16 protein-coding genes are annotated in these 12,499 nt (G+C 61.4%); 12 read left to right on the top strand and 4 right to left on the bottom strand.

From position 1 onward, the window contains the following. Nucleotides 1-59: 59 nt before the first annotated feature. From AC5P5R_RS00830 to AC5P5R_RS00795, 8 genes are all read left to right on the top strand, one after another. The gene (locus AC5P5R_RS00830; RefSeq protein ID WP_049451918.1) at nt 60-446 is read left to right on the top strand and encodes an H-NS family nucleoid-associated regulatory protein; all 387 of its coding nucleotides are present in this window, start codon (nt 60-62) and stop codon (nt 444-446) included. 385 nt (nt 447-831) lie between these two features. Next, entirely contained in the window at nt 832-1,017 is a 186-nt protein-coding gene (locus AC5P5R_RS00825; protein WP_049451917.1) for a hypothetical protein, read from the top strand. Further along, the gene (locus AC5P5R_RS00820) at nt 1,004-1,222 is read left to right on the top strand and encodes a hypothetical protein (protein ID WP_049419329.1); all 219 of its coding nucleotides are present in this window, start codon (nt 1,004-1,006) and stop codon (nt 1,220-1,222) included. The genes AC5P5R_RS00825 and AC5P5R_RS00820 overlap by 14 nt, the downstream gene beginning before the upstream one ends. A gap of 40 nt (nt 1,223-1,262) precedes the next feature. Then, nucleotides 1,263-1,502 carry a hypothetical protein gene (locus AC5P5R_RS00815; protein ID WP_040008402.1) on the top strand — a complete coding sequence of 80 codons (240 nt, stop codon included), beginning with the start codon at nt 1,263-1,265 and terminating at the stop codon, nt 1,500-1,502. Then, complete coding sequence (locus tag AC5P5R_RS00810; RefSeq protein WP_049419324.1) at nt 1,499-1,873, top strand: hypothetical protein; 375 nt, start codon at nt 1,499-1,501, stop codon at nt 1,871-1,873. The genes AC5P5R_RS00815 and AC5P5R_RS00810 overlap by 4 nt, the downstream gene beginning before the upstream one ends. 474 nt (nt 1,874-2,347) lie before the next feature. Beyond that, nucleotides 2,348-2,593: a hypothetical protein gene (locus AC5P5R_RS00805; protein ID WP_024958712.1), complete on the top strand. Its 246-nt coding sequence runs from the start codon at nt 2,348-2,350 to the stop codon at nt 2,591-2,593. 36 nt (nt 2,594-2,629) lie between these two features. Then, on the top strand, nt 2,630-2,815 hold the full coding sequence (locus AC5P5R_RS00800) for a hypothetical protein (protein ID WP_008268538.1): 186 nt from the start codon (nt 2,630-2,632) through the stop codon (nt 2,813-2,815). After that, nucleotides 2,815-3,123: a hypothetical protein gene (locus AC5P5R_RS00795; protein WP_024958711.1), complete on the top strand. Its 309-nt coding sequence runs from the start codon at nt 2,815-2,817 to the stop codon at nt 3,121-3,123. The genes AC5P5R_RS00800 and AC5P5R_RS00795 overlap by 1 nt, the downstream gene beginning before the upstream one ends. A 33-nt stretch (nt 3,124-3,156) precedes the next feature. On the opposite strand, the gene AC5P5R_RS00790 is transcribed toward AC5P5R_RS00795, so the two are convergent. From AC5P5R_RS00790 to AC5P5R_RS00780, 3 genes are all read right to left on the bottom strand, one after another. Then, nucleotides 3,157-5,763: an AAA family ATPase gene (locus AC5P5R_RS00790; RefSeq protein WP_495226294.1), complete on the bottom strand. Its 2,607-nt coding sequence runs from the start codon at nt 5,761-5,763 to the stop codon at nt 3,157-3,159. A gap of 135 nt (nt 5,764-5,898) precedes the next feature. Continuing rightward, nucleotides 5,899-6,210 carry a hypothetical protein gene (locus tag AC5P5R_RS00785; RefSeq protein WP_136191685.1) on the bottom strand — a complete coding sequence of 104 codons (312 nt, stop codon included), beginning with the start codon at nt 6,208-6,210 and terminating at the stop codon, nt 5,899-5,901. Then, nucleotides 6,204-6,590, bottom strand: coding sequence for a helix-turn-helix domain-containing protein (locus tag AC5P5R_RS00780; protein ID WP_024958708.1), 387 nt, complete (start codon nt 6,588-6,590; stop codon nt 6,204-6,206). Before AC5P5R_RS00780 ends, AC5P5R_RS00785 begins: the two co-directional genes overlap by 7 nt. A 106-nt stretch (nt 6,591-6,696) precedes the next feature. On the opposite strand from AC5P5R_RS00780, the gene AC5P5R_RS00775 reads away from it, so the two are divergent. From AC5P5R_RS00775 to AC5P5R_RS00760, 4 genes are all read left to right on the top strand, one after another. Then, entirely contained in the window at nt 6,697-7,515 is an 819-nt protein-coding gene (locus AC5P5R_RS00775; protein WP_032960285.1) for a hypothetical protein, read from the top strand. A gap of 1 nt (nt 7,516) precedes the next feature. Next, nucleotides 7,517-7,900, top strand: coding sequence for a hypothetical protein (locus AC5P5R_RS00770; RefSeq protein WP_050483551.1), 384 nt, complete (start codon nt 7,517-7,519; stop codon nt 7,898-7,900). A 74-nt stretch (nt 7,901-7,974) separates the two neighbouring features. Next, nucleotides 7,975-8,469, top strand: a complete 495-nt coding sequence (locus AC5P5R_RS00765) for a hypothetical protein (protein WP_231353029.1) — start codon at nt 7,975-7,977, stop codon at nt 8,467-8,469. Nucleotides 8,470-8,588: 119 nt separating this feature from the next. Further along, entirely contained in the window at nt 8,589-10,541 is a 1,953-nt protein-coding gene (locus tag AC5P5R_RS00760) for an ATP-binding protein (RefSeq protein ID WP_050483550.1), read from the top strand. A gap of 39 nt (nt 10,542-10,580) precedes the next feature. On the opposite strand, the gene AC5P5R_RS00755 is transcribed toward AC5P5R_RS00760, so the two are convergent. Continuing rightward, nucleotides 10,581-12,497, bottom strand: coding sequence for a type 4 pilus major pilin (locus tag AC5P5R_RS00755; RefSeq protein ID WP_162272193.1), 1,917 nt, complete (start codon nt 12,495-12,497; stop codon nt 10,581-10,583). Nucleotides 12,498-12,499 lie beyond the last annotated feature (2 nt).

Raw genomic sequence — 12,499 nt, 5'->3', positions numbered from 1 at the left:
GTTTACAGTAATCTCGCAAAACGGCAGGATCGGGGTTTGACCAACCCCAAGGGAAAGCCGTGGCATTGACGCTTGAACAAATCCGAAAGAAAAAGGCCGAGGCCGAGGCTTTACTGGCCGAAATGGAAAAGGCTGAAGGCGATGCGCTTGCGGCCGAAGCCGGGGCCAGCTTTGCAGGGGTCTACGAGACTTTGCAGCAGTTTGCGCAGCATTACACGACGAAGCAGAAGAACGATCTGAAGGCGCTGCTTGAGCCACGCAAGGCGGTTTCCGCGAGCGCTGGCATCAGTCGCGCCCCGAAGTTCCAGATCCCGGATGGGACCACGTGGGCTGGCACCGGGCGGCAGCCGAAGGCCTTCCTTGCGTGGGCCGAAACTGCTGAAGGCAAGGCGTGGAAAAAGAAGCACCCGGACCAAGAATGGCCGGCGCACCCGTATAAGGCCTGACCGGCATTACAGCGTTGCAGATAGAGCCCCGGGAAACCGGGGCTTTTTTTTTGAGCGAGGGGTTGGAGGCAAAGAGCAAAAGCGGCCAAAGCAAGAGCCGGCGGCGCTGCCGCCGAGTCTGGGGAGTGAAAGGCGGCGAAAAGCGGCAACGGCTTCCGCCGTGCCTTGGGCTTTACGGGAAGTGTGATGTGATGCAAAGGTTTCCTAAAACTGCTTTTGCCCCGTCAATCTTGAACTTTAGCTAAGAAATGATCGGATAAACCTATTGCGATTTGTTTCTGCTGCCCTAATCTGGATTTGTAAAGATGAGATAACTCCTTTCTATAAATCGGGATTTAGACATGGGTATTCAAGCTATTGCTTACGACAAGTCGGAGCGCTTCTGATGAGATGGAAGTTCGTAAGGCAGACCGTGGTTCCCGGGCGCATCTATGGCTTCAAAGAAGGGGTGTTTGTCGTGGTGAATGAAGATTTCACCGACTCTTGGAACATGGTTTTTTCAAAGGGCGGGGCAGAAGAGAAGGCCAAGCAATACGCTGCGGAGAGGAACGCGAATAATGGGCTTGCTTGAACGCCGCCGCCGCTACTTTGCCTACGAGCGCCGATCCGGGGGCACGTGCTACTTCGACAGGGATATGCATGCCCACCTGCAGCGGTATCCGCACACCATCGGCCATTACCAGCTCACGCGCTTCCTGGGCACCTCCGCGTTGCTGACCGCTGAAGAGGCGGCCGCCCAGGGCTGGATGGCTAAGCCCAGTCGGAGGACCGCATGAGAAGGCGCTACGTCCTCTGGCCCTCACAAGCAGGGTTCGAATGAAAGAGTTGATTGAAATCGAGAACGCCGGTTACCGCCACCGGGTCAAATACATGTGCGACTCAGAAGATGGCTTTGGCGTAGTGACTCGCCAGGAATACAGCTACCTCAAAGATGGGATTGTGGTCTGGAGTCAAGAGTTTCCGGCGGGCGTTTCGTTTCGCGAGATGGCCCTCGTTTTTATGGATTCGGGGTTGTATGTAAGAGCAGACCTGAAGGAGAAGAGGAGGAGCGGATGAGCCGCTACACGCTACAACCCAAGCGGAACAACATGCCACTTGTGGAGACCATCCACGAAACGTGGATTGACGCGCCTAGCAAAGCCGCGTTTCAAGCCCTGGCCGCCGCGCAAGGCCTGAGCATGCGCGCTGCACTGGCCCAGCTCATCGAGCAACACGCCCAGATTCGAGAACCGTTTTCCCCTCGACGCCCCACGCCTTGGACCGGAGAGGCGGCGAAGGGGCGAGAGCGCTACAAAACCGCGCTCCCCAGTGTGCAGGTGGCTCCCCAGGTCGCCATGGCCCTGCTCATCGACGCCAACCGAATCGGCATTCGTCAGCCAGAAGCCGTTCGCCAGTTGGTCTGGCGATGCATCCAATCCAGCGCCTGACGAATCGGACTGCCTTTTGCGGGCATGGGGCCAAGGACAGCCACGCGGACGCTGGGGCGGAAGCCCCGGCCCTGGGCCTTTCCTCCCCGAAGGGGGCTTTTCAGGCGCGGCCCAGGCCGCGTTCTTTTGAGCTCTTGAAGAGAAAAAGGCAACGTCAAAAGTGGCATGAAGCAAAAGCGCATTGGGGGAAGGGCGGGTGGGGCCTCGGCTTCCGCCGGGCCCGACGCTGGGCTGGAAATGTGAGGTGTTTTAGGGTTTTTGTGTTTTCTGCTTTTTTCCGTCAGTTTTGTGTTTTAGTCATAAAAATGTAGGGTCAATCTATTGCGAAAAGTTGGTTTTCTTTTACTTTGAGATCAGAGAAGAGCGCCGATGCTCTTTAACCAAAGGGAACCCCATGTTGACGTTCTTTGCTTTTTGCCTCTTGGCTGGATTGGTCGCCGGATTGGCCATTGCTGATCGACTGGATGCGCTCTGATGAATACCCGCAGCCAAACCCAAGCGCCCGCCCGGTCCTCCACCCCTGGAGCCCTCCTGCGATTCCTGTTCGACGCCATGTCGGGCATGGGAGCGGCCAAGCTGGGATGGGAGATGGTGACCGACCCCAAGGCCAAGCTGTCGGACATTGCCATCGGCGTGTCGCTCTGCCTGGCTCCTGCAGCGATTGCGGCCACTTGGGCGCTTTGCCTGTTCGGCATCGCCCAACACCACCAGCTTTTTTGAAACCCGAACCCCTGACAACCACGGAGGACCTCGCTCGTGCGAAAACTTTTCAACAAACTGCTCAACATCGCCCTTTTTGGCATGGTTCTGTTCGCCCTGGACCAAGTCCCGGAACGCCTGGATCGCATGTCGCAAACCGCCCAGAACCTGGTTCAGCAGGTGGGCTACTCGGGCCCCATGCAGGGCATCCCCTCGGGCGTGCCAGACGGTTACGAGTTCTGATGACCCCCGCACCCTGGCCATCGTCGGAGCTCGTTCGCCTCGCATGGGCGGCACGCCGGGATCCTCTTGCCCGGCAGCACCTGCTTCAGGCGTTCCAAGAGGGGGCCGATTTCCATACCCCTCTGTCCAGCAGCGATCTGAACGACGACCTGTTTGCCGTCCCTGGGGATTGCTTGGCCGGGGTGGTGATTCGGGAAATGACGGGCGTCAAGGACGCCGAAGAGTGGCTGCACGCGTTTCTTCGCGCGCACGAGTTGCATCAAGCGCTGCCACCTGCTGTGGGAAGCGCTGGCAAGCGGCGCTTCTGATGAACGTGAGCACGCAGTAACGGGTGGTCAGGGCTACGCCTTGGGTTTCGCCGCGGTTTCCGCTCGCTTACCGAACTCCTTGCACCATTCGAGCATGTCTTGAACGTCCTTTAGCAGTTCGTCCGGACCCGGAAGCCAACTGGGGGTGTCGGTGGGTTGGGAGTGCTCGAATGCCGAATACTTCGTCATCATCCCGTCGATCAGTGCGCAGTCTGCTGGGGTGATTGCACTGAGCCGCTGTAGCTTGTTGAGCGTGTTGATCTCGCGCCGGTAGCGGTTGATGACGCCAGAACAAAGCTCGTCCTCTACAGAGCGCTCAACCAAGATTCGGAAGTTGCTGCAGGCGGCCTTCAGGGCAAGTTCTTTTAGTGGCGGATCAAGCTTCTTAAGCTGTCCGATGCTGCTGATCATTTGGTTCAAGCCGGATTGTGGCTTCAGAGAGAACGTATTGATCTGCGCCGGCATGCCGGTCCTGCTTCCATCGCGGGCGATCGATTCAACCGCGACCTTGACCGTAGGCTGATCGAGGTTGGCCCGCTGCTTGGCGGCACTCTGCAGTAGGACCATCAGTGACAATCGATGTGTGAACACGATCACCTGGCGATGCTCGGCCAGATCTACGAGGCGTTTGGCGACCGCCTCCTCAAAGCGCTGATCCAGGGAGGAGATGGGGTCGTCGAAGATCACGGGCATGCCCCGTTCAAGGCCCGTCGCGTCGGCCAGGAAGGCTGCCAACGCCACGATGCGTTGCTCACCCTCGCTCAGGATTTCACGATTCTTCTGGGCGCCTTGCGCGTCCTTCAGCTCAACGTAAAACGTGAACGCCCCTTTGCCTTGGGATCGATACGACATGCGGACAGGAAGCGAATGGCCCCCCAGCGCCCGCAACTCGGCATTGAAGCGGTCGCAATAGCCCTTGGCCAACTCCGACTCGCCAATGTCATTGCTTTTGGTCGTCAACTGGCTGGTTGAGGTGGACCGGACAGCGGCTTCCACCGTTCCCACGCGTTTGAGGCGGATCACGTCGGCCCATACCGCATCGCGCTGCTCCGACAGCCACTGTTGTGCTTTCAGCTCTGCTAGGCGGCTTTCCTTCTCCTTCCGTCCCGTCGGGTCCAGCAAGCCCGCCAGCGCGTCGCGATCAGCGCTAGTGGTCTTGACCTTCTGATCGTAGGCGTTGGTCCACACCGACCACTGCACTGCCGGAGCCGCCGTGGCCTCGGCCATGGCTTTCAATCTCGCATGGATGGCCTCAAACAGCTCAGTGGCTTGGGGGGCTTCCAAGCCAATAGCAGCGCACTGGGCCTGCCAGGCGACATCGGTGAGAGGACTGGGCAACGCTTTCTTCAGCGCCGTCAGCGCGTCTTCCGCGCTCTTAGCTTCTGTCTGCAGGGTGTCGTTGAGGTAGCTTTCAAAGCTGGCCAAGCGGGCCTTGCCGTCGTCTCCCAACGGTTGCTGGCAGAGGACACAACGGGATTCGTCCCCAACGTGGGGGAAAGGGTGGTCACGGTAGGCAAGACCTGTCGAATACGCCTTTGCAGCGTCCCAAAGGGTTCGCCACACGGCGTCTCCGACGCCTTTGAGCGGCAGCCCATTGAGGAAGGCCGTGGCATAGGCGGTGGCGGCCTGGCGCTTGACCTCTGCATTGCTGCGGGCATCCAAGAGGGCTTGGGCCTTCTCGCCGTTCAAGCTCTCCTTCAATGCCGAGATGCTTGTGGCCATCTGCGACAAGCGTTCTAGCTCTCCGACGGCCTTGGCGTGGGCCACTTCAGGGTTCGCCTGGGCCAGTGCGGTCTCCAGCGCCAAACGCTCATCGTTCAGTGCAGCGGGGAAGGCGCAACGCTGGTTAATATCCTCTTCGGTCAGTTTCGCCGTCAACTTCCGGAGGACCGTTGCAGCGCTGCTCTGCGCGTGCTCTTCCGGGATGATGGGCAGTTTGCTGGTGAGCTTGGCGGCGCGGGCCTTCAATCGGGTGGCGAGATCGTCTGAGATGTGGATGAGCATCCCGACGAACCGCATAGCTCGGGGAAGATGGGTGGCGGTGGTGGCGCTGTCTCCGAACTCCAGCGCTGTGGCTGAGTCGAAGACCGGCACCGCTTTCAATGTCGCGTGGGGGCCGTCGGATGCTTGCCAAGTGAGATCAGCAGACGATGTCGTGCCGTCGGATCGGGTCGCCGTGACTTTGATCAGGGCAGAGGCAGCATCGGGATTCTGCTTGAACACGTTGCCGTGGATAGATCCCTTGGCCCGCGCGCCACAAACGTGCTTCATCAAACGGGCGTAGCCCGATTTCCCGGCCCCGTTGGGTCCGTAGACCACGGTCATCTGGCCTTGGCTGAGGTCCAATGCCGCGTCCTCGCCAAGGGCATTGACGCCGCAGATGGAGGAGACCGAGTCGATGCGAAGCTCAGCGGCGGTGGGTGTCCCCAAGATGGTTCCCGGTGCCAACGCCGGGTGGGGAGCATCCAGCTTCTTGGCTGCCTCGGCCAGGCAGTGATCCGCCAGCGCCTCCATCTCCTCTTCGTTCGGCATGCGGCGGTGCTGGATCACCGTGGAAGCGGCCATGCGCAGCCAGCTTGGGCGGCCATTCAACCACTCTTCCAGAGTCGTAGGCGCAGCGGCCCCATTCTTGTTCGCCATCGGTCACTTCCCCTGTGAATGGCCAGAGCCAGGAAGGCTCCGTTCCCCTTCCGCAATAGTGACGCGGGTCACATTTGGAGGCAAGTCGGTGATGGTCGTAGGGGATGGGGAAATGGTTTTCCCGAACGGTAGGGATCAGGCCTCTGAGGGGGCATCGATCTGGGCGGCAGCCAGGGCGGCTGCCAGATCACGGTTCAGTGCTCGCGCTTCAGCCCGCAGTTCGCTCCAGTTCGGCGTCCCGACCGGGCCTTGCCCACGCATCGACGCGAGCCAAGCATGGGATCGCAGCCTGGCCGCTTCCGCGGCTGGCGTCGAGGACTTGAGGGCGTCCAACGCGGCCAACTGGATTTCCAGAAGGTTGATGTCCATCAGCGCCTGCAACTGCTCCGGTGCCATCGGGCTTGGCGCATCCCGCTGCAGCCACCAGCGTCGAAGTCGTTTCAGCATGTCTTCTCTTCCCTGAGATCGTTGTCGCTACTCGGGAGGATGGCCACGCCACGGCTCTGGGCGTAATCCCTCACCTTCGTCAGCAGCTCTCGCTGCTGTTCGGGTTCAAGCCGCGACATCACCAGCAACGTCTCTGCCACTAGATCATTTGTGGCATGGAAATAGGCGACCGGCATGCCAAGTGCTTGGGCCAGCTTTTCCATCGTTGCAGGATCCGGCACGCGATCTCCTCTCTCGTAACGAGAAACCCTGGGAGCGGCGGAGTTTTCCTCGTCCAACCCAAGCACGGCCCCCAACTGTGCTTGCGTCAGGCCCTTGGCCAGCCGGGCCTCGCGCAAGCGGCGGCCAAACGTGTGAGCTGGGGCGAGAGGGGCAGGCATGGGCGATCACGAACCGGGAACAATCCCCAAGTCTGCCGCTTCCCATGCTGCACCGCATTTGCCAAAATGGCAAATAAGGCCATGGTGGCCGGGATCAGGGGGATGCATGAAGCAAGCGATTGCAGCCGTGGCCGTGTGCCTGGCGTTGGCCAGCGGGACGGCCACCGCCCAGGACGGCATTTTGGGAAGGATTGGCAAGGGGTTGATGCAGGCGGGCAAGGACGCCGCCTCGGCCCCGGCGACCAAGCGTTACCTGGAGCCGGCAGGCACTTACTGGGACGACGGCGACCCTCCAGTGCTCGACGGCTACACCCGGATCCGGTGGGGCTTGGCGGCCACCGCGTCGGCCGGTTTCGGCATGTGCGAAGACAACCTCTTTGCCCAGGCCAAGGCCGGCGCTGCCCTGGCACCGGCGATGCGAACCCACTGCATTGGCTCATGGGGGCACCAGTTCAAACGCGTCGGCCTGCAGGGCGATCCGGCGTCTGCGTTTGAGGCCAAAGCGAGGCAGATCGCCTCGACCGACGCGTTCTACCTGCGCCCCTATATCGATGTGGAGCTCGACCCCAAGACCAACATCCTCCACGCCTACGTGTTGGTCATGAACCATGAGTGGTATCCCCGCTCGCCTGACTTTCTTCCGACGGCCGTTATCGGCCCTTCGCCGTTGGGCAAGGGCAGTGCGGTGGTCGGGGTCGAGCACGGCGGGCGCTACCACGCCGCGTTGCGATTGAAGCCGGAAGACGCGGCCGAGCTGCGACGGGTGGGGCGCGACGCCACGGGAGACCGAATCTTTTTCAAGGTCGTGGAGGGCAGGTTGAAGCCCAACGGCCTGCCCGACATCGTTCTCCAAATCGACCGCCTCGAGATCGGCTACAAGAACCAGATCATCGGCATCACCCCTTCCAAAGACAAGGACGCATGACATGAAGCACGCACTGATCGTGGCCGCAGCAGCGGCACTTTTGACCCTGACGGCCTGCTCTGGCGACAAGGGCCCCACGAAGGAGGACGGGGTGAAGGTCGTGGAAGGCTTCTTCACCGAACAGGGAAGACAGGCAACCCTCCAGCGCACCTGGAAGTTTGAGGTCACCGATGCGGATGGCCTGGAGCTCGATTGCGAGAAAAAGCCCAATGGGGATCAAGAGTGCTTGGTGGCAGGGTCCGTGAAGGCGTTGGGTTACATCGGTGGCCAGCCCACCAAGCCCGAGCCGAGCACCCTCAAGCCGAAGCTGCGGGCCCTGTTCCGCCCGCAAGGCGAGGGCTGGCAGATTGTGGAAGTGAAGGACGAAGGGACGTCTGCGGGCTAAACGGGCCGCAGTCCGCCGCTTGACTGCACGCCGGTCCCGATCAAGCGTGCAGCCATCCAACAGGGGAGGACCATATGAACCGCTATCCGCCGCAGCAAGTTGTGTATGCGCCGCCGGGCCCATCCGCGCTGATCCTCCCTAGCGTCATCTTGGGCCCGTTGGGCCTGGTTGGGCTGGCGGCCGGCCTGGAGGTGATGAAGCGCGACTTCTTCATCGGCGTGGTCTGTTGTGTGCCCGGTGCGCTCGTCTTCGCGTTTTTGGCATTTTGCCTGGCGCTTCACATCCGCGCTCAGCGGCTCTGGGACTGGCACGTCCGCACGGGGCGGATGCCGTATTTCCGGAAACATGGGTTCCTGAAAGGGGCGCTGCTCGGTGGCGGGTTGGGCGTGGTGACGGTGGTGGCGGCCGCCGTTCTGGGGTTCAAGTATGCAGAGCATCCCGTGTATGGAGAGGTGGCCGCGATGGCGTTCTACGGCGCGTGGCTGTATGGCGTGTTCCTGATCGGCGTGCTGGCCGTCGTGTTGGGGTGGGTCAAGCGCGCGTGGGATAGAACCGCACTCCCCAGCTAACACGCGCCCGCTGGCGTCGCGGCAGGTGAGATGGGTAGGGCTTAGCTTTTTTGCCAAAGTCGGCAGAAGGCGGCATAGTCTTGCAACCATTACCAATCAAGCATTTAGCGGACATCCCCATGGCTAAGAAGGGCAAAGCAGCCAACGAAGCTCTCTTTGAAGAAGACTACGTGCTGCGGTCACTCGGGCGGATTGGCTATGACCCAGATGTAGCGCTAACCGAGTTGGTGGCCAACACATGGGATGCGGGAGCGGCTAAGGTTGCCGTGATCATCCCGGAGGAAACAGGTGGCTTGCTGTCGGTGGAAGATGATGGCCATGGAATGACCGAGGATCAGTTTCGCAAGCGCTGGATGACCTTGGGATACAACCGGCATCGAAGCCAAGGGGCGAACGTCCAGTTTCCGTCGGGGCGTCGCGATTGGGTGCGCATGGCCTTCGGGCGCAACGGCATTGGTCGCCATGGCCTTCTGTGCTTCTCTGATCATTACACGGTCGAAACTTGGACGAACGGCGTTCTCTCAACCTTCGTGATCGGCACTCGAAATCAGCCGTCCCCGTTCTACATCCAGAGCCATGAAACAGGCACCCGTTCCGGCCATGGCACCCGGTTGTTGGTAGAGGTTGAACGCCACCGCCCGGATCCAGATCGGATCAGAACGGTCTTGTCGGGACGTTTCCTACACGATCCGCAGTTCATCGTTTCGGTGAACGGCCAGTCCGTCCCTCTGTCTGAGCATGAGGGCCTTCTAGAAGAGCGCAAGATTCAGGTTGAACCAGGCTTTGGCGTCACCGCGTATGTGGTGGACACAACGCGCACGGCCAAATCCACGCGTTACCAAGGCGTGGCATTCTGGGTGAGCAATCGGTTGGTGGGGCTGCCGAGTTGGACCGTTGGGCCAATGGCCGTTCTGGATGGGCGGGTGCGCTTTGCGAAGCGCTATGCCATCGTGATCGAGTGTGGGGCAGAGTGGCTGTCCGAAGTCGAACCAGACTGGTCGAAGTTCAAGAATACCGAGCGCACCGATCGCCTTTTCGAAGCGGCCAACGGGTATGCGCAGGAAATGGTCGAAAAGTTATCGGCCCACTTGATTGAAGAAAACTCAGAGGACGCACTCTACAAGAATCGAGAGGATCTGCGCACGCTGCCTAGGCGTTCCATGCTTGAAGTGGCACAGTTCACGAAGACGGTGGTGCATGACCAACCAGGCATACCGCCTGAAACGCTCAACAAGGTCGTCAAGGCAGTCATAAAGATTCAAAAGGCACGAAGCGGTTCAAGCTTCCTCGACAAACTGATGCAGCTGGATGAGCACGACATCGACGGGCTCGACAGGTTGCTGGGGCAGTGGACGGTGGAGGATGCACTTACCGTTCTGGACGAGATCGACAGTCGGTTGTCCATCATTGCGGCCATGGAGAAGCTCAGCGGCGACCCGGAGGCTGACGAGCTGCACACCCTCCACCCGCTCGTGACGCAGGCGCGTTGGCTGTTTGGTCCTGAGTTCGATAGCTCGGAGTATGCGTCGAACAATACCCTGCGCACCGTCGCCACCAGCTTGTTCAAAGTCAGAAAGGGTGGACAGGCGTTTGCCAATGCAGCGAAACGCCCTGACATTGTCGTCCTATCCGATGCGACACTCTCTGTTGTTGGGACGGAGACTTTCGATACTGCCAGGGATCAGCTGGTGATGATGCGCGATGTCCTACTCATTGAGCTAAAGAAAGGGCGCTCTGAAATCGGTCGCAAAGAGATGAATCAAGCGGCTGAGTATGTCGATGAGCTTGTCTCCAGCGGAGGCATCGAAGGGGTTCCCTTCTTCCATGCCTTCGTGGTCGGTCATTCGGTCGCATCCAATATCTCGACCGTCACTAACCGGGAATACAACGGAGCCCAGCGTGGACGCATCACGGCGACCACTTACAACCAGCTCGCATTGACGGCGAATCGGCGCCTTCATGGGCTCAAAGCAAGAATACCCTCCCGTTATGAGGAGGTCTCTGGTTACGAGCTTGTCCAGAAGGTCATGGGGACGCCCAGCCAAGCATCGTTCGTGCCCCCAGCTGAGTAGTGCACTGTTCCGTGCGTGTCCGACGATTGCCTCTGGCCGCTAGCTCACAGGTCCCCTGCACGTCAGCGTCAGCGACTGGTAATCCACCCGCACGGGGTTGTAGAACTGGCGATACCAGTTGAAAGCGATGGTCTGGCCCACGTTGTGCTCGTTGCACGCCGGCAGGCCTTGCTGGGTGCCAAAACCGCCGTTGGGCGTGCATCCAGGCTGGCCCGTGCAGGTGGTGTAGGGCGTTGAAGCCACCACCGAGGACTCAGGCCACTCCCAGCGATAGGGGTTGTTGCTCTTGCCGACCAGATCGGACGCGCAGGCCTGGCGGCACACGGCCAAAGAGGTGCCGCCGCTGGTCCAGTTGTAGTCGCAGTAGTGCATGCCCATGTTGGAGACGCACTCAAAATCGTAGGAGTAGGCATAACGGATGTTCCCCGCGTCCGAAAGCGCGTTGCATTGCTCTTCATAGAAAGCCGACTCGCTCACGTTGGCGGGCCAGTTGCCAGGCATCGGGGCAGGGGTCTCCACGCGGGTTACCGGCACGTTGTTCAATGCCCATTGCAGCCGTGCTGTCTCCGCTGGAGTCAGACGAACCACTGCGTCGGGATACCAGTATTGAATCGCGGAGGAACCCGAAGGGAGCGGGAGGTCCACGTAATCGGAGGAATACCACGCCGCCACCTGCAAGCTGCCATCGCTGCAGCGCGGGGCCGTGGGCTTGCACGTGTTGACCTCGTTGCGACGGCCCCCCGTATCTGCCCACGCCGACCAGTCGCCGTAAGTGGGGCCGGGCAGGGCGGTGGTGCCGAACGGGCAATGGGTGAACACGTCCCGCGACCGCACCTGCTGGCGCTCCCAGGTGTGCGTGCCGGTTTGGCCTGACGGGCAGGCTTGCGAAGTGGACAGCCATTGATCCCGTTCCTCCTGGGCGGCTCCAGGGCAGGCCTGGCAATCCCTCGCCGTCACGGCCGCCACCGTCTGGGCTTGAACCCACGCCTCGGGATGCTCCCACGCGGCGTCTGAGGTTGGATCCACGTCGCCAGCGGCGCAGACCTGGCGTGTCCGCACCGTTTCCGTGCCCCACGTGCCCGTCGGACAGCTGGCCCGAGCCACCGAGCTTTCCGATTGCCGGCACGGCACCAAGGCCGGCGGAGCCGGGGTGAGGACCGGCGTTGGGAGCGGCTGAGGCACCGGAACGCTGGGCGCAACAGGAAGCGGCGGAACCGCCGGGGAAGGAGCAACCCCAGGGCCTGGCGACACACTCCCAGGAACGCCCGGCACTGCATCGGGCACGCTGGGAGCGGTGGATACGGGGCCAGCCGGTGTCGGCGTTGAAGGGCCAGGGACGGCGGGCGTGGAGGGCAGGGGAAGCGTGGGCACCACGGCGACCGACGACCCGGCGACCAGGCCTGAGTAATAGACGACATCGACCACGGCCCCATCGGCCCCGCACGCCAATCCCGAGCCGGGGACGTCCAGGGTTCCGCCGTTGCCCAACAAAACACTGGTGTTGCCCACGATCACGTCCCGCACGTTCGCGTCGCCCGCAAGGGCGGAGACGAACGGCACGCAGGCCCGCGCAGGAAGCCCGGACAGCCCCACGGAGAAGGCATCCCCCGCCAAGCGCACCGTGGCCGGGGACACAGTCACTGCACCACCCCACGCGTTGCTCATGGTCGCTGCGCTGGCTTGGCGGAAGTCGGCGGGGGCCAGCCCATCTTCAAGGACGTTCAACGTGCTGACGCCGCGGAACGAGCCAACGACGCCATGGGACCGATCAACGCGGTTGGCCAGGTCCCGAACGTTCTCGACGTCCGATGCCACGTTCACCCGGGTGGTGGCGCGGGGGTAGACCCAAAACGCGGCGGCGCCCATTGCGGTGGCAACCCCCAATGCGAGCAGCAACTCGACCAGGCCAAAGCCTGGGGCAGGAGAACGACGGTGAGGGCGAGCTTGCGTTGTCATGC

Source organism: Stenotrophomonas sp. YJH_SMC_19, from assembly GCF_059367915.1.
Note: the sequence above shows the minus strand (reverse complement) of the source record. Positions and strands in the feature narration are given on the sequence as shown.